The sequence below is a fragment of the Psychrobacillus vulpis genome, from assembly GCF_006861825.1.
Classification (GTDB): Bacteria; Bacillota; Bacilli; order Bacillales_A; family Planococcaceae; genus Psychrobacillus; species Psychrobacillus vulpis.
The window spans coordinates 61,529-77,925 of record NZ_VDGI01000015.1; the positions used below are offsets into that span (position 1 = coordinate 61,529).

General features: G+C 35.8%; 17 protein-coding genes and 1 other annotated feature. Of the genes, 15 read left to right on the plus strand and 2 right to left on the minus strand.

The features are described 5' to 3' along the window. Window positions 1–206 (plus strand) — a binding site (T-box leader). 131 nt (window positions 207–337) lie between these two features. The 12 genes from alaS (at window position 338) to mtnN (ending at window position 12,264) form a co-directional block, all read left to right on the plus strand. Further along, a complete protein-coding gene (alaS, locus tag FG384_RS13585) occupies window positions 338–2,971 on the plus strand; it encodes an alanine--tRNA ligase (RefSeq protein WP_142643150.1) in 2,634 nt (877 codons plus the stop codon). Window positions 2,972–3,249: 278 nt separating this feature from the next. Then, complete coding sequence (locus FG384_RS13590; protein ID WP_053588802.1) at window positions 3,250–3,516, plus strand: IreB family regulatory phosphoprotein; 267 nt, start codon at window positions 3,250–3,252, stop codon at window positions 3,514–3,516. Between the two features lie 2 nt (window positions 3,517–3,518). Then, window positions 3,519–3,938: a Holliday junction resolvase RuvX gene (gene ruvX, locus FG384_RS13595; protein WP_142643151.1), complete on the plus strand. Its 420-nt coding sequence runs from the start codon at window positions 3,519–3,521 to the stop codon at window positions 3,936–3,938. Between the two features lie 12 nt (window positions 3,939–3,950). After that, a complete protein-coding gene (locus FG384_RS13600; RefSeq protein ID WP_142643152.1) occupies window positions 3,951–4,244 on the plus strand; it encodes a DUF1292 domain-containing protein in 294 nt (97 codons plus the stop codon). Window positions 4,245–4,605: 361 nt separating this feature from the next. Next, a complete protein-coding gene (gene mltG / locus FG384_RS13605) occupies window positions 4,606–5,724 on the plus strand; it encodes an endolytic transglycosylase MltG (protein WP_142643153.1) in 1,119 nt (372 codons plus the stop codon). A gap of 133 nt (window positions 5,725–5,857) precedes the next feature. After that, a complete protein-coding gene (locus FG384_RS13610; protein ID WP_142643154.1) occupies window positions 5,858–6,493 on the plus strand; it encodes an O-methyltransferase in 636 nt (211 codons plus the stop codon). Window positions 6,494–6,497: 4 nt separating this feature from the next. Further along, a complete protein-coding gene (locus FG384_RS13615) occupies window positions 6,498–7,427 on the plus strand; it encodes a peptidase U32 family protein (protein ID WP_142643155.1) in 930 nt (309 codons plus the stop codon). Window positions 7,428–7,902: 475 nt separating this feature from the next. Then, window positions 7,903–9,177 (plus strand): peptidase U32 family protein, encoded by a 1,275-nt coding sequence (locus FG384_RS13620; protein ID WP_142643156.1) that lies wholly within the window; start codon window positions 7,903–7,905, stop codon window positions 9,175–9,177. Continuing rightward, window positions 9,177–9,815 (plus strand): uridine kinase, encoded by a 639-nt coding sequence (udk, locus tag FG384_RS13625; RefSeq protein WP_142643157.1) that lies wholly within the window; start codon window positions 9,177–9,179, stop codon window positions 9,813–9,815. The genes FG384_RS13620 and udk overlap by 1 nt, the downstream gene beginning before the upstream one ends. 113 nt (window positions 9,816–9,928) lie before the next feature. Then, entirely contained in the window at window positions 9,929–10,402 is a 474-nt protein-coding gene (gene greA, locus FG384_RS13630) for a transcription elongation factor GreA (RefSeq protein WP_142643158.1), read from the plus strand. Window positions 10,403–10,697: 295 nt separating this feature from the next. Then, complete coding sequence (locus tag FG384_RS13635; protein WP_142643159.1) at window positions 10,698–11,393, plus strand: DUF1510 family protein; 696 nt, start codon at window positions 10,698–10,700, stop codon at window positions 11,391–11,393. Between the two features lie 178 nt (window positions 11,394–11,571). Continuing rightward, window positions 11,572–12,264: a 5'-methylthioadenosine/S-adenosylhomocysteine nucleosidase gene (gene mtnN, locus FG384_RS13640; protein ID WP_142643160.1), complete on the plus strand. Its 693-nt coding sequence runs from the start codon at window positions 11,572–11,574 to the stop codon at window positions 12,262–12,264. Between the two features lie 192 nt (window positions 12,265–12,456). On the opposite strand, the gene sigK is transcribed toward mtnN, so the two are convergent. Both sigK and pssA read right to left on the minus strand, forming a co-directional pair. Next, window positions 12,457–13,185 carry an RNA polymerase sporulation sigma factor SigK gene (sigK, locus tag FG384_RS13645; RefSeq protein ID WP_142643203.1) on the minus strand — a complete coding sequence of 243 codons (729 nt, stop codon included), beginning with the start codon at window positions 13,183–13,185 and terminating at the stop codon, window positions 12,457–12,459. 142 nt (window positions 13,186–13,327) lie between these two features. Beyond that, window positions 13,328–13,867, minus strand: a complete 540-nt coding sequence (pssA, locus tag FG384_RS13650) for a CDP-diacylglycerol--serine O-phosphatidyltransferase (RefSeq protein ID WP_142643161.1) — start codon at window positions 13,865–13,867, stop codon at window positions 13,328–13,330. An 88-nt stretch (window positions 13,868–13,955) separates the two neighbouring features. Here pssA and FG384_RS13655 point away from each other — a divergent pair, with 88 nt between their 5' ends. Genes FG384_RS13655 through yqeH form a run of 3 tightly spaced genes read left to right on the plus strand, consistent with a single transcriptional unit; the run spans window position 13,956 to window position 16,397 of the window. Next, a complete protein-coding gene (locus FG384_RS13655; protein ID WP_142643162.1) occupies window positions 13,956–14,738 on the plus strand; it encodes a phosphatidylserine decarboxylase in 783 nt (260 codons plus the stop codon). A gap of 37 nt (window positions 14,739–14,775) precedes the next feature. Beyond that, a complete protein-coding gene (locus tag FG384_RS13660; protein WP_142643163.1) occupies window positions 14,776–15,297 on the plus strand; it encodes a YqeG family HAD IIIA-type phosphatase in 522 nt (173 codons plus the stop codon). Beyond that, window positions 15,294–16,397, plus strand: a complete 1,104-nt coding sequence (gene yqeH / locus FG384_RS13665) for a ribosome biogenesis GTPase YqeH (RefSeq protein ID WP_142643164.1) — start codon at window positions 15,294–15,296, stop codon at window positions 16,395–16,397. The genes FG384_RS13660 and yqeH overlap by 4 nt, the downstream gene beginning before the upstream one ends.

The following is a 16,397-nucleotide window of genomic DNA, read 5'->3' on the forward strand; positions in this document are numbered from 1 at the left end:
AGAAAAATGATGACGGAGAAAGTACTCATGTTACCCGTACAGAAAAGGATTCCTCGGCTGAAAGAATCTTCAGAAACTAACATGTAGGAAAGCTACTCTTGAGTGCAGTTAATGCCTGCCGTTTAGCCGCGTTAAGGTTACTTGAGAGACACAATGTAATTGTGTAACTAGGGTGGTACCGCGAGATAATAGCTTTCGTCCCTTTTTGGGATGAAGGCTTTTTTTATTTTCGTAAAACAGGAAATTATTTCTTTCACCTTTAGTTTTATCCAGTTTTCTATCTGTCATATTGCGGTTGAATGGTGTCAACGTTTATTAAAATTAGGAGGAAATATGTATGAAACAATTAACAGGTGCTCAAATTAGACAAATGTATTTAGACTTTTTTATCGAAAAAGGGCATGCACAGGAACCATCCGCTCCACTTGTGCCGATTAACGACCCATCACTACTTTGGATTAATAGTGGTGTTGCTACGTTAAAAAAATATTTTGATGGTCGTGTCGTTCCAGACAATCCACGTATAACGAATGCACAAAAATCTATTCGTACAAATGATATTGAAAACGTAGGGAAAACGGCAAGACACCATACATTTTTTGAAATGTTAGGGAACTTTTCTATTGGGGATTATTTCAAAAAAGAAGCAATCCATTTTGCGTGGGAATTTTTAACGGATGAAAAGTGGATGGCATTTGAAGCGGAAAAATTATCCGTTACGATTCATCCCGAAGATGAAGAAGCATATACTATTTGGAAAGACGAAATAGGAGTACCAGAAGAACGTATCATTCGATTGGAAGGAAACTTCTGGGATATTGGAGAAGGTCCAAGCGGTCCTAACTCTGAAATTTTCTATGATCGTGGAGAAACATATGGTAATGATTTGAACGACCCTGAATTATATCCAGGTGGAGAAAATGAAAGATACCTTGAAATTTGGAATCTAGTGTTTTCACAGTTCAACCATAATCCGGATCATACATATACTCCACTGCCAAAACAAAACATTGATACTGGTATGGGATTAGAACGTATGGCAAGCGTTATTCAAAATGTACCAACAAATTTTGATACAGATTTATTTATGCCAATTATTCGTCAAACAGAAGAAATTTCTGGGAAATCGTACCGCTCGAATGAAGAGGATGACACAGCATTTAAAGTTATTGCAGACCATGTTAGAACAGTTGCTTTTGCGATTGGAGATGGGGCTCTCCCATCTAATGAAGGAAGAGGATATGTACTTAGAAGATTGTTGCGTCGCGCAGTTCGTTTTGCAAAACAAATAGGTATAGATAAACCATTTTTATACGAGTTAGTTCCAGTTGTTGGGGAAATCATGAAAGATTTCTATCCAGAAGTTACCGAAAAACAAGACTTTATTATGCGAGTTATTAAAACAGAAGAAGAGCGTTTCCATGAAACACTTCATGATGGACTTGCTATTTTAGAAAAAGTGATAGTGGAACAACGTACTAAAGGTGAAACATTCATTCCTGGTACAACAACATTTACACTGTATGATACGTATGGCTTTCCTATTGAATTAACAGAAGAATATGCTGAAGAAGCTAGTATGACTGTTGACCATGAAGGATTTATAAAAGAAATGGAAGTTCAGCGTAACCGTGCACGTGCTGCTCGCCAAAATGTAGATTCTATGCAAGTACAATCTGAAGTGTATAGCAACATACAAGATGAAAGTGAATTTGTTGGTTATGAAACATTATCTGTTACAACGAAGATTACAACAATCGTTCATGGGGAAGCACTAGCGAAATCTGCGAGTGAAGGAGATGAGATTCAAGTTATCTTAACTCAAACACCTTTCTATGCAGAAAGTGGAGGTCAAATTGCAGACCATGGGATTATTGAGAGTGAGTCGTTTAAAGGTTTTGTGAAAGATGTCCAAAAAGCTCCGAATGGACAAAATCTACACACTGTTGTTGTTGAATCTGGAGAATTGTTGACAGGTACAGAGGTTACAGCAACTGTTGATCGTGTATTACGTGGTCATACAGTGAAAAATCACTCTGCTACTCATATACTTCATCAAGCATTAAAAGATGTTTTAGGTGCACATGTAAATCAAGCTGGTTCATATGTAGGACCCGATCGTTTACGTTTCGACTTTTCACACTTTGGACAGGTTACGAAAGAGGAATTAGAACAAGTTGAGCAAATTGTAAATGAGAAAATTTGGGACAATATACAAGTTGTGACTGGCTATCATAATATCGACGAAGCAAAGAATATGGGTGCAATGGCTTTATTCGGTGAAAAATATGGTGATATCGTACGAGTAGTGCAAATGGGCGAATATTCACTAGAATTATGTGGTGGAGTCCATGTAAAAGCAACATCTGAAATTGGGTTCTTCAAAATCCTATCAGAAAGTGGGATTGGAGCAGGAACTAGACGTATTGAGGCTGTAACTGGTAAAGGTGCATTTGAAGTAGTAAAAGAAGAGGAACGTACTTTAATAGAAGCTGCAACCCTGTTAAAAGCTCAACCAAAAGATTTAGTAACAAAAGTAGCTCAAACTTTAAATGAATTGAAAAATGTTCAAAAGGACAATGAATCACTATCTGCAAAAATTGCAAATAGTCAAGCTTCATCTGTATTATCTTCAGCACAAACAATTAACGATATTACGATTTTGTCTGTTAAAGTAGATGCAAAAGATAACAATCAACTTCGTCAAATGATGGACGATTTAAAACAAAAGCTTGATAAAGCAGTCATTGTACTTGGTGCAGTTGATGGAGATAAAGTTATGATCTCAGCGGGTGTAACAAAAGATTTAGTCGGCGGGAACTACCATGCTGGTAATATTGTCAAGCTGGTAGCAGAGCAATGTGGAGGTAAAGGTGGAGGAAGACCTGACTTCGCAATGGCAGGAGCAAAAGATGGAAGTAAGCTTGAAACTGCACTAAATTCTGTATACGAGTATATCAAATCGCTTTAATCATATTCAGTCGTAGTGAGTTGAATGTATATAGTACATCCAGATCGGAGGTGAGACCAAATGCAGTATAATAATATGGACTCACCGACACTACTGTAAACTTATTCAGTAGTTCATTCCTCAAATTGAATGTAAAATCTTCAAACAATTTCTTTCATCTATAAGTTTTGCGCGGTAAACAAGTACGTAATGCTTATTTGATACTATTTCCAATTTCGGTTATACTGAAGATGAGATATGTAGGAATGCCTATTAAAACCGAAAGCGAGGTGCTGATCATGAGTTCATTTGATAAAACAATGAAATTCAACTTTCCTGAAGAGTCAATGGAACAGGAAGTAAAACATGTGATGCTACAAGTACACTCTGCACTAGAAGAAAAAGGGTATAATTCAATTAATCAAATTGTAGGCTATCTGCTATCTGGTGATCCAGCTTATATTCCTCGCCATCAAGATGCACGTAATATGATACGAAAATTAGAGCGTGACGAAATTCTAGAAGAGTTAGTGAAGTTCTATATTAAAAAAAATAATGAGGCTTAAGCATGCGAATAATGGGTTTAGACGTTGGTTCTAGAACAGTCGGCGTTGCAATAAGTGATGCACTTGGCTGGACAGCACAAGGTGTGGAGACTATTAAAATCAACGAGGATAATATGGAATTTGGATTAGAAAGAATAGATGAACTAGTCAAACAGCATGATGTCACGGAATTTGTAGTCGGTTTTCCAAAAAACATGAATAATACAGTAGGTCCTCGTGCAGAAGCTTCGGAAAAATATGCGAAGCTGCTAATCGAAAAATATAATTTTCCTGTAACGATGTGGGATGAAAGATTGACAACAATGGCTGCAGAACGTATGTTAATAGATGCTGATGTTAGCCGTAAAAAACGGAAACAAGTGATCGACAAGATGGCTGCTGTAATGATTTTACAAGGCTATCTTGATAGAAAAAATAGATGAGGTGAACTGCAAATGGACCACGGTCAAGAAAATATTACAGTTGTAGATGAGAACGGAAACGAACAACTTTGCAATGTTCTATTCACATTTGAATCAGAAGAATTTGGGAAATCATATGTACTTTATTACCCAATTGGTGCTGAAGAAGATGAAAATGAAGAAATCGAAATTCATGCTTCCTCTTTCAGCCCTAATGAAAATGGGGAAGATGGAGACCTACTTCCTATCGAATCAGATGAAGAGTGGGAAATGATCGAAGAAATGTTAAACACATTTTTAGATGAGGAAGAAGAAGACGAAGAATAATTCAAGTTGAAAAGGTGGAAAGAGGACTCCTCATTCCACCTTTTTTTTTAGAGATAAGAACGTATAAACTTTTCTACATAGTAATGCCCAGACTTTATTGTCTATCTCCTCATCGAGCACGTCACAGAAGAACTTACCTGCCGGTTACTACCATTGTTTTTAAGAGCTTTCGGAATGCTTTGGAATAATGAATATTACACCAGTACCGGTGTTTCTGGATGCTAGGGACGAGACTTTGTCACGTCCCTAGCATCTTTTCGGCAGTCATGTAGCTGTCTGCGCGAAGTCAGTGGAAGGAGTAAGTCGCTTGCGATTTTCTTCCATTCTTGTATAATAAAATGGAATTAAAGGGGGGGGACCCGTGGAGAATGAATCAAAAAAAAAAATAATGTTTGACCGAATGAAAAAAAAGAAAAAAGAAGTAAAACTGGTTAGACGAATTGTATTAGTTATCGCCTTATTTATATTGCTAGTTGGAGGGATAGGTGGCTTTATTGCATATAATTATGTAAAAAGTGCACTAGAACCATTAGATCCAAAATCAGAAGAACTAATCGAAGTTCAAATTCCTATCGGTTCAGGTTTAGATACAATTTCTGCTATACTTGAAAAAAGTGGTATTGTTAAGGACGCAAAGATATTTAAATACTATGCAAAGTTTAATAACGAGTCTGACTTTCAAGCTGGAGATTATAGTTTAACAAAAGCAATGACGTTCGATGAAATTATTAAAAGCTTAAAAACTGGTAAAGTGTACCGTAAGCCAGTATTTTCATTGACTGTTCCAGAAGGATTAACATTAGAACAAATTGGAACCGTCGTAGAAAAGAAAACAGGACACTCAGCGGATGCCTTTTTTACTCTTGTAACGGATGAGGCTTTTATCGATAAGATGATGGCAAAATATCCAGTCTTATTGACAGAAGAGATTAAAGGTGAAAATGTTCGATATGCATTAGAAGGCTATTTATATCCTGCTACATATCCATTCTTTGATGAGAATCCTTCATTAGAAGAAATAGTTGAATCTATGCTATCAAATACGGATAAGACTATATCGACTTATTATGAACTTCTTCAATCAGAAGGTAAATCAGTACATTGGTTACTTACATTTGCATCGTTACTTGAAGAAGAAGCAACTGCTCAAACGGATCGACAAACAATTGCTAGTGTATTTTATAACCGTTTAGATGCAAACATGCCTTTACAAACTGACCCAACCGTTTTATATGCATTGGGTAGCCATAAAGATAGAGTGCTTTTTGAAGATCTTGAAGTGGACAATCCTTATAATACTTATCAAAACCAAGGATTGCCTCCAGGACCGATTGCTAACGCTGGAAAGTCTTCAATCGAAGCTGTATTAGATCCTTCAAAGACAAATTATTTTTACTTCCTTGCAGATAAAAAAGGTGTTAATCATTTTTCAGTGACATACGAAGAACATCTTCAAAAAGTGGATGAATTTTTAAAGTAAATAAGCAGCAGGAGAAGGAACGTGATCGCTTTCCTTCTCCTGTTATGTTATTATTAGATGTGTTTTTTTACATATAAGACGATGGATTACTTGATATATCCTATTATTAATTAACTTAAAGGGGTAACGCTTGATGAATGTAAGTGAAGATTATTTAAAGAAGCTGATAAAACCTCGATCAAATATTTTTATGGAAATGGAGCAATATGCAATAGAAAATCATGTTCCTATTATGCAACTTATGGGAATGGATTCACTTCTTCATTTGCTCTCGCTTCAAAAACCAAAGTCGATTTTAGAAATAGGTACTGCAATTGGATATTCTTCCATGCGAATTGCTTCTAAGTTGCAAGATATCAATATCCTGACAATCGAAAGAGATGCAGAAAAAGCAATTCTTGCTAAAAACTATATGGAACGAGCAGGTCTTCAGCATCGAATCGAAGTGATCATTGGTGATGCACTTGAAATAAGCGATGAACTATTTGTAGAAAAGAAGTTTGATGCGATTTTTATCGATGCAGCAAAAGGACAATATAAAAATTTCTTCGAAAAATACGCACCATTATTAAATGATGGGGGCGTTATTTATTGTGATAATTTATTGTTAAATGGGCTATCCGAACTTCCACTAAGTGAAGTTCCTAGAAGAAAAAGGACCATGGTGCGAAATCAACATCAATTTACAGATTGGCTGATGAATCATCCCGACTATGACACGGCATTTCTCCCAGTTGGAGATGGGATGTTAGTAAGTATTAAGAGGTGAGAAAATGAAAAAGACAGAGCTTTTAGTGACACCATCGAGTATTGAACATATGAATCAATTAGTGGAAGCAGGAGCAGATGCCTTTCTAGTTGGTGAACAGTTTTTCGGATTGCGTTTAGCTGGGGAATTTTCAATTGATGATATCGAAGTTGCAAGAAAACTGACAGAAGAGCATAATAAAAAAATATATGTTGCTATGAATGGGCTATTTCATAATGACAAAGTGGATGCACTAGCCCCATATTTACAAAAGATGCAAGAAATTGGAGTAGACGGTATTACTTTTGGCGATCCGGCAGTTATTATAGCGAGAAGAGAGGCAAATGTATCGATTCCACTACACTGGAATACGGAACAAACTGCAACAAATTTTTTCACAGCTAATTACTGGGGGAAAAGAGGGGCAACTCGTGCTGTACTTGCAAGAGAGCTAAGCTTAGATGAAATCATCGAAATTAAAGAAAACGCAGAAGTACAAGTGGAAGTACAAGTACATGGGATGACTTGTATGTTCCAATCGAAACGTTCTCTACTTGGGAACTACTTCTTATTTCAAGATAAGGCGATGGAAGTTGAAAATCGAGCAAAAAATAAAAACATGTTTTTGCATGATAAAGAACGTTCGAACAAATACCCGATTTTCGAAGATCAAAATGGCACACATATCTTCAGTCCGAATGATATGTGTATGATTGATGAGTTAGATGAGTTTTTAGATGCTGAAATTGATAGCCTCAAAATTGATGGGATATTACATAATCCATCCTATGTCACATCAGTAACTAGCATCTATCGTCAAGCAATTGATACGTATTATGAATCGAAATCAGCTTATAAAGAAATAAAAAAAGAATTATTCAACAAAATTGAAGAAATACAACCTCCACTTAGACCGTTAGATACAGGATTTTTCTTCAAAGAAACAGTTTATTAAGAAAAGCGTAAGCGCCTATGTCTGCCCCGACAGGCAAATGGAGAATAGCGAGGAGGCGTATTACAGCCACCACAGCGATTAACCATTTGACCCCGAGGGGCAAGGCGCTGGAGCTGGACAGAAAGAAAAGCGTAAGCGCCTATGTCTGCCCCGACAGGCAAATGGAGAATCGCGAGGAGGCGTATTTCAGCCACCACAGTGATTAACCATTTGACCCCGAGGGGCAAGGCGCGAGGCCACTGAAAAACTCAAAATTATTATTTTATAGGAACTATTTGCTGTATATCATTTAAAGAATTTAGCGCGACGCATGAGACTCCAGCGGGAAAGCGAATGCCAAAGCGCTAAATTCCCTTAGGACTATTTGATAGATAATTTATATGAATGACACTTTTTCAGTGCCCTCGCAAGGCGCTGGAGAGTAACTGAATAGAAATGATTTACTTTCTTATCAGTTAAGAAAGGAAAGGTTCGAGTGACTATTACTAAAATAGACAAGATAAGCGAAATAATAAATGGTAAACGTGTTATAACAAAAAAGCCTGAATTATTAGCTCCAGCTGGAAGCTTAGAGAAGTTAAAAATCGCTGTTCATTATGGTGCAGATGCTGTTTTCATTGGTGGTCAAGAGTTTGGACTTCGATCAAATGCAGGCAATTTCTCTATTGATGAGATGCGAGAAGGTGTATTATTTGCTAATCGTTATGGGGCGAAGATTTATGTGACGACTAATATTTTTGCACATAATGAAAACATGGACGGGCTGGATGAATATTTGCAAGGGATTGAATCTGCTGGAGTAACCGGTATCATAGTTGCAGATCCTTTAATAATTGAAACATGTCGTGAAGCAGCACCAAAACTTGAAATACACTTAAGTACACAACAATCTTTGTCTAATTGGAAAGCTGTTCAATATTGGAAAGAAGAGGGACTTCATCGCGTCGTTCTTGCACGAGAGACAAGTGGCGATGAAATTCAATTAATGAAAGAAAAAGTCGATATTGAAATTGAAACATTCATTCATGGAGCTATGTGCATTGCTTACAGTGGTAGATGTACACTTTCGAACCATATGACTGCTCGTGATTCCAATCGTGGTGGCTGCTGTCAATCATGCCGTTGGGATTATGATTTATATGAACAGCATAATGGGGAAGAAAATGCTTTATTTGAAGATGGTGAAGTACCGTTTGCAATGAGTCCAAAGGATTTGAAATTAGTGGAATCCATTCCAAGAATGATTGAGCTTGGAATTGATTCTTTAAAGATTGAAGGACGAATGAAATCAATCCATTATATTGCAACCGTTGTAAGTGTGTATCGTAAAGTAATCGATGCATATTGTGCTGATCCTGCAAACTTTCAAATGAAAAAAGAATGGTTGGAAGAACTTGAGAAATGTGCGAATCGAGAAGCAGATTCAGCATTTTTCGAAGGAGAGCCAAGCTTTGAACAACAGATGTATGGAATCCATGATAAGAAGCTAGGGTATGATTTTGTAGGTTTAGTGATTGACTATAATGATGAAACACAAATTGTTACTTTACAGCAGCGAAATTATTTCAAGCCTGGTGAAGAAGTAGAATTTTTCGGTCCTGAAATAGAAAATGTTCGATTAACGTTGGGTGAAGTTACGAATGAAAAAGGACAAGTGTTGGATGCGGCTAGACATCCTTTGGAAATTGTACAATTTAAATGCCCTGTTAAATTGTACCCAAATAATATGATGAGAAAAGGGATGAAATAATGGCAAATAGAACCCCGCTTATTATTGGGATTACTGGTGGTTCAGGTTCTGGTAAGACAAGCGTAACAAATGCAATAAGTGAAGTTTTTAAAAATCATTCTGTTGTTGTAATTGAGCAGGATTATTATTATAAAGATCAAAGTCATCTAGAGTTTGAAGAAAGATTAAATACAAACTATGATCATCCACTTGCTTTCGATAATGATTTACTTATTCAACACATTGGTGACCTATTAAATAATAAACCAGTAGAAAAACCAGTGTATGATTACGCACAGCATACACGTTCAAAAGAAACGATTACAATTGAACCTAAAGATGTAATCATTTTAGAAGGCATTTTGGTGTTAGAAGATGAGCGACTTCGTGATTTAATGGACATTAAATTATTTGTCGATACAGATTCTGATTTACGTATAATCCGTCGTATTTTACGTGATATTCATGAAAGAGGACGTACCGTGGATTCTGTAGTGGATCAATATATTAATGTTGTGCGTCCAATGCATAACCAATTTATAGAACCAACAAAGAAATATGCAGACGTAATAATTCCAGAAGGCGGCCAAAATGAGGTTGCAATAGATTTAATGGTAACAAAAATAAAAACTATTCTTGAAACAGATGTAATTGTATAATATGATGATTGTTGATTGACAATTATTTCATGAAATTCATATCATTTTAAATTAGGGCATATGAATGGTACATGAATATGTTTTAAGTGTGTATTTAAAAGGAGTGTATGGGAGTGTCAACAGAGAAACAATATCCAATGACCGTTGCTGGTAAACAAAAATTAGAAGATGAATTAGAGCTATTAAAAACGGTTAAGCGTAAAGAAGTAGTAGAGCGTATCAAGATTGCAAGAAGTTTCGGCGATTTATCAGAGAACTCTGAGTATGATTCAGCTAAGGAAGACCAAGCATTTGTAGAAGGTAGAATTTCTACAATTGAGTCTATGATTAGAAATGCTGTAATTATTGAAGAAGAGGAAAATAATGATATAGTGACATTAGGAAAAACGGTTACATTTATTGAAATTCCTGATGGAGACGAAGAAACTTATACAATCGTAGGTTCGGCGGAAGCAGATCCTCTAGAAGGACTGATTTCAAATGATTCTCCGATTGCAAAAGGGTTACTTGGTAAATCAACGGGAGACAACGTTAAAATAACTACTCCTGGTGGAGAAATGGACGTTCAAATTATTTCAATTTCATAACTAAGAGAGGTAAACTTCATCGTTTACCTCTCAGGTTGTAGACAAAATATATTACGAAGGTGTCACTTCAGACTGATTTGAAAACGCTTGTCAGTCGAGGCGCGCCGCACGAGGCGGAAGCGAATAGAACTTATAGTTCATGAGCTTACAACGAGTGCCAGTAACGAAGAATGAAAGCGTTTGTCAACAGTCTGAGAGGTAAACTTCATCGTTTACCTCTTTTTCAATTGGGTAGAAACAAAACATTCACATAATCGTCTTATTTATATATAACGTGTTATGGAGGAGGAAAAGGATGTCAGAAAACAATGGAAGAATAAACTCAAGATTAAATAACAAGCATCGAAAGAAAAAATCAAATACTATAATAAACATTTTAATAGGGGTTGTCCTACTATTAATTATTACAACAGTGGCATATATAATAACAGATAATGATCCAGATGTGGCGCGAGAAGAAGTAAAGTCATCTTCAAAAGATGATTCTGAAAAGAATTCAGTACCGGAAGAGGAGAAAGACAATTCATCTCAAAATGAAACAACAGAACCTAGTACTGTAGAACAAAACGAAACTGATTCAGAATCGTCTACATCAGAAAACTCTGAAGTTGAGCAAGATGAAAGTGAAACAAATGAAGATACAACTATCGAAACATCTACTTCCGAAGATCCAAATGTTGATAATGTCATTGTAGATCCAACATGGAAACCAATTGGTACAACACAAACAGGAGAGCATACTTCTAGTTATGATAGTAAATCGGTTGACTGGGCAGAAAAGGTAGAAGCACTAGCCTATGGAGCTGGTTTCGATCCCTCTAACATGTATGTGAAGTTTTTAGGAAATGGTGGGAGTCCTCAAAAATCAATTGGGACAGTTACATCAAAAGATGGAACTGAAATATATCGGATTCATTTAGAATGGATTGATGGACATGGATGGAAGCCAACGAAAAAAGAGAAACTTAAAACATTAGAAGACGCCTCTTGACGAAAAGGGCGTCTTTGTCTTATTTTTAATAGAGCGCTTTTAACTTGATTCAGTGGTGTCGAAACCAACTGAATTATGTTAAAGCCTCTGGCGGATGTCACAGATTGAATTGTGCAAGCACAATTCAAAATCTGGACGCAATTACACCGAGGCGTAATTGATGAAAGGTGGAAACAAGATGAAAATAGCAGTGATTGGTGCAATGGAGCAAGAAGTAGAGCTGTTGAGAAACGAGATAGAAAACGCACAAACTAATATTATTGCAAATAGTGAATTTACGGTTGGTTCATATAAAAATCATGAAGTCATTTTATTAAAAAGTGGTATTGGTAAGGTAAATGCTGCTATGACTACGTCCATATTGTTGAATGAGTATAAACCGGATTATGTGATAAATACTGGTTCTGCTGGCGGTTATGATCCCGAGTTAGAGGTAGGAGCGATTGTCATATCGGATGAAGTAAGACATCATGATGTGGATGTTACGGCATTTGGGTATGAGATTGGTCAAGTTCCACAGTTACCTGCAGCATTTAAGTCAGATGCATATTTGATGAAGCTAGCGGAAGATGCCGTGAAAGAAATAGGAGAACACCAAGCTGCAACTGGCTTAATCGCAACGGGTGATATTTTTATGAATAATCCAGAAAAAGTGGAAGTAGTTCGAACTAATTTCCCACAAATGAAAGCTTGTGAAATGGAAGCAGCAGCAGTGGCTCAAGTATGTCATCAATTTGAAGTGCCATTCGTTGTAATCCGTGCTTTGTCTGACATAGCTGGAAAAGAATCGTCTATTAGTTTTGATGAGTTTTTACCTGTCGCAGCTAAGCATTCAACAGAAATAGTCCTACGTGTCATAGAAAAAATGTAGATTCAATCGACAAGTAATTATCATATTTAATGGTAGTTTTTTTGACTGCGTATGTTATGATAAATGTATAAAGTACCCTTTCATAATGCATAGGAGGAGATAGTATGCTATTTATCATGGCTATGTCTATTTTGATTACTGCAGTTTTAGGATTTGTAATGATAGCAGAGACAACAACCGAAGATTAATATCCTAAGCTCTTTTGGTGTTCGAGACATCAAAAGAGTTTTTTTCATGTATATAAGACTGGTAGAGTTTTACAAGGGCACGCTTTTCTATTCGGGAAACGTAGCTCCTAGAAATTTTCAATTGTTTCGATATTTCTTTTTGGGTCATAGGTTGATGCCCGAGTAATCCATATCGTCGAACAATAATTTCGAGCTCACGTTTTTCTAAATTCGATAAATGTCTATATAATCTATTCATATCTTCTTGATCTACAAGCTGTTCATCAGTACTTTTTTCAATCCCTTGCAATAAATCAGTTATTTCTAATGAATGACCGTCTTTATCCATTCCAATTGGTTCGTGTAAGGAAACGTCTTTTTGTACCTTTTTCAATGACCGTAAATACATGAGAATTTCATTTTCAATACATCTAGCTGCATATGTTGCAAGTTTTGTTTTTTTGGTGGGGGTATAGCTATTTACAGCTTTCATTAATCCAATAGTTCCTATGGAAATATAGTCATCTAGGAGTTCATGTTTTGGGTGAAATTTTTTGACGATATGTGCAACTAATCGCATATTACGCTCTATAAGCTCATCTCTTGCTGTCATATCTCCATCCAAAAAACGTTCAATCATTATCTTTTCTTCTTCAGGAGTAAATGGTTGATGGAATGCCTGACCCTTTAAGTATCCAAGAACAAGAGGGAGTTCTACGACCATACTTATAAAAGCAGTAAAGAGACCAGAGATTGTGTTCACCTCCATCTATTTGTACATTTAGTATATGTCGAAAAATGCAGATATAGACCAAAATGAAGGGATACATTATCCATTTTAGCTAAGAGATGATGTATTGTTACATAAAAAAAAACGACTGTATTACAGTCGTTAGTTAAACTTTTCGTAACGTGAATGTACTAATCATTAACAATGAAAGTATGATCAATAAAAACATGTATGTTACTGAAGGGATATAATTGATAGCAAAATAAGATAATGTGAGAATTACTCCTGCTACTGTTATCGGTAGGCCTGTGAAATAGCCGTCTGGCTCTGAAATATTGAATCTGGCAAGTCTAAATGCGCCACATGCAATATAAATTACAGTAATAATCATACCGGTTACACTAAATTCTTGTAAAACAAGTGCATAGATAAGCAATGCTGGAGCTACACCAAAAGAAATAATATCACTCATCGAATCAAGTTGTTTACCCAGTTCCGATTCTAGCTGAAATTTTCTAGCAACCATACCATCAAAGCGGTCAAGTAAACCACCTAAAAATATAAATAATACACTTAAAGTGTAATGCCCATTCATTGTTGCCATAATTGCGCCACCACCGCAAGCAAGATTTGATATGGTAATCATGTTCGCTGCTTGTGATTTCAATTTCTTTACGGTATGAGACATGGCATTTGGTAAATACATTGTAAATCACTCCTTTACAATTAATATATTTGTTCATTATACTTCGAGTAAGAAAAAATTGTAAGTAATTTTTCATAGGGAGCAAAAAATGAGAGAAAAACTATACCAATCTATGATTGAACTAACAAATGGAAGATGGACTTCGTCTATCATTAAAGGATTTGCTAAATCGAAAATTAGTAAGATGATTATTCCATCTTATATTAAATATTTTGATATAACAATTCAAGAAATGTGTAAAGATGTGAAAGATTTTACTACATTGCATGAATTTTTTATTCGTAATGTAAAAAAAGATTCTCGTCCAATATATCAATCAAGCAAAGGAATTATTAGTCCAGTAGATGCAAAAGTTGAAATTTTTGGAGATATTACTTTAGATGGTGTCTTTCATGTAAAAGGAAAGTCTTATACTTTACAAGATATGCTAGGATCAGAAAAACTAGCAAATGATTATGCTCATGGGAAATATATAGTATTATATTTAAGCCCAGCAGAGTATCATCGAATACATGCCCCAGTCGACGGAGATGTTGTTAGACAGTATATGCTAGGAAAAAAATCATATCCGGTAAATAAGTGGGGATTGCAATATGGGAAAAATACGATTAGTGGAAATTATCGTTTATTAACTGAATTACAAATGCAAAATGAAAAAAAATGTTTTTCGATAAAAGTGGGAGCCATGTTCGTAAATTCTATCGAGTTAACAAATCGTTCAAATGAATGGATAAAGGGTGAAGAAGTTGGCTATTTTTCATTCGGATCAACAGTAGTATTGCTGTTCGAAGAAGACAGTATGGAGTTTGCATCGACAATTGAAGAAGGTCGTTTCATACAAATGGGTGAGTTGATAGCAAATATGCTATAATCGTTAAAGAAAAAGCGTCGAATTGGAGTGTTAGTCGTTGTATTCATATTTTATACCAAGCCAATTTGTAAGAAGTGTCTTTCATATAACTCCTGAAATGCTAAAAGAAAGAGGAGTAAGAGGCATTATTACAGATTTAGATAACACATTAGTTGAATGGGATCGTCCTGATGCGACGCCTAAATTGATTGAATGGTTTAAAGAGATGAAGGATGCAGGTATTCAAGTAACAATTGTATCAAATAATAATGAAATGCGAGTTCATTCATTTGCAGATCCTCTTGGAATACCATTTATATCAAGAGCGAGAAAGCCATTAGGAAACGCATTTAAACAAGCGTTGAAAACAATGTCTGTGAAAAAAGAGGAAGTGGTCGTTATAGGTGATCAGCTTCTAACAGATGTGTTTGGAGGGAATAGACAAAAACTTCATACGATTTTAGTCATTCCAGTTGCGAAATCGGATGGTTTTTTTACAAAGTTTAATCGTATGGTGGAGAGAAGAATATTTAGTTATTTGCATAAAAAAGGTCAAGTGACATGGGAGGAAGAAGAGTGACAGAAGCACCAAAATGTATTGGTTGTGGTACAACTATTCAAACAGAAAATATTGGGGATCCAGGCTATGCGCCTGTATCTTCATTAGAAAAAGAATTTATTATTTGTCAACGTTGTTTTCGACTGAAAAATTATAATGAATTACAGCCGGTTTCATTAACAGATGATGATTTTTTACGTATATTAAATGGTTTAGGTACGCAAAAAGGATTAATCGTTAAAATTGTTGATATTTTTGATTTCAACGGAAGCTGGTTACCAGGATTGCATCGTTTTGTTGGAAATAACCCAATACTTTTAATAGCAAACAAAGCGGATTTGCTACCAAAGTCTGTTAAGAAAAACAAAGTGATTAATTGGATGAAGCAAGAAGCGAAAAAACTAGGACTTTCTCCAATTGATGTACTTTTTGTTAGTGCGCATAAAGGTACGGGAATGCCTGAAGCAATTGAAGCCATTGAGCATTATCGAAAAGGCGAAAATGTATATGTAGTTGGTTGTACAAACGTTGGTAAATCGACATTTATTAATCGAATAATTAAACATGCAACGGGAGAAGATGCTGTTATTACTACTTCTCATTTCCCGGGGACAACCCTCGATATGATTGAAATTCCATTAGATGATACGAAAGCGCTTTTTGATACGCCTGGAATTATTAATCATCATCAAATGGCTCATTATCTAAATCCAACTGAGTTGAAATTTATTACACCTAAAAAAGAAATTAAACCAAAAGTGTTTCAGTTAAACAGTGAGCAGACGCTGTTCTTAGGTGGCCTGTCTCGTTTTGATTTCATCAAAGGAAAAAGATCTGCGTTTACATGTCATATTGCAAATGATATTCCGATTCATCGTACGAAATTAGAAAATGCGGATAATTTATATAAAGAACATAAAGGGAAGCTATTATCTCCACCTTCGGAACAATATGTGGATTTACTACCACCTCTAGTGAGACATGAATTTAAAATTAATGACCCTAAAACAGATATTGTTTTCTCTGGTCTTGGTTGGATAACTGTTCAACATGGGGACGTAATTGTTGCAGCACATGCGCCAGCTGGAGTGGAAGTTTCTATTCGTCCATCGCTAATATAG

Bases quoted from the DNA above. Each gene is read 5' to 3' on its own strand.
- alaS (WP_142643150.1), top strand. From the start codon at position 338: ATGAAACAATTAACAGGTGCTCAAATTAGACAAATGTATTTAGACTTT.
- FG384_RS13590 (WP_053588802.1), top strand. From the start codon at position 3,250: ATGAGTTCATTTGATAAAACAATGAAATTCAACTTTCCTGAAGAGTCA.
- ruvX (WP_142643151.1), top strand. From the start codon at position 3,519: ATGCGAATAATGGGTTTAGACGTTGGTTCTAGAACAGTCGGCGTTGCA.
- FG384_RS13600 (WP_142643152.1), top strand. From the start codon at position 3,951: ATGGACCACGGTCAAGAAAATATTACAGTTGTAGATGAGAACGGAAAC.
- FG384_RS13610 (WP_142643154.1), top strand. From the start codon at position 5,858: ATGAATGTAAGTGAAGATTATTTAAAGAAGCTGATAAAACCTCGATCA.
- FG384_RS13615 (WP_142643155.1), top strand. From the start codon at position 6,498: ATGAAAAAGACAGAGCTTTTAGTGACACCATCGAGTATTGAACATATG.
- udk (WP_142643157.1), top strand. From the start codon at position 9,177: ATGGCAAATAGAACCCCGCTTATTATTGGGATTACTGGTGGTTCAGGT.
- FG384_RS13635 (WP_142643159.1), top strand. From the start codon at position 10,698: ATGTCAGAAAACAATGGAAGAATAAACTCAAGATTAAATAACAAGCAT.
- mtnN (WP_142643160.1), top strand. From the start codon at position 11,572: ATGAAAATAGCAGTGATTGGTGCAATGGAGCAAGAAGTAGAGCTGTTG.
- pssA (WP_142643161.1), bottom strand. From the start codon at position 13,867: ATGTATTTACCAAATGCCATGTCTCATACCGTAAAGAAATTGAAATCA.
- FG384_RS13655 (WP_142643162.1), top strand. From the start codon at position 13,956: ATGAGAGAAAAACTATACCAATCTATGATTGAACTAACAAATGGAAGA.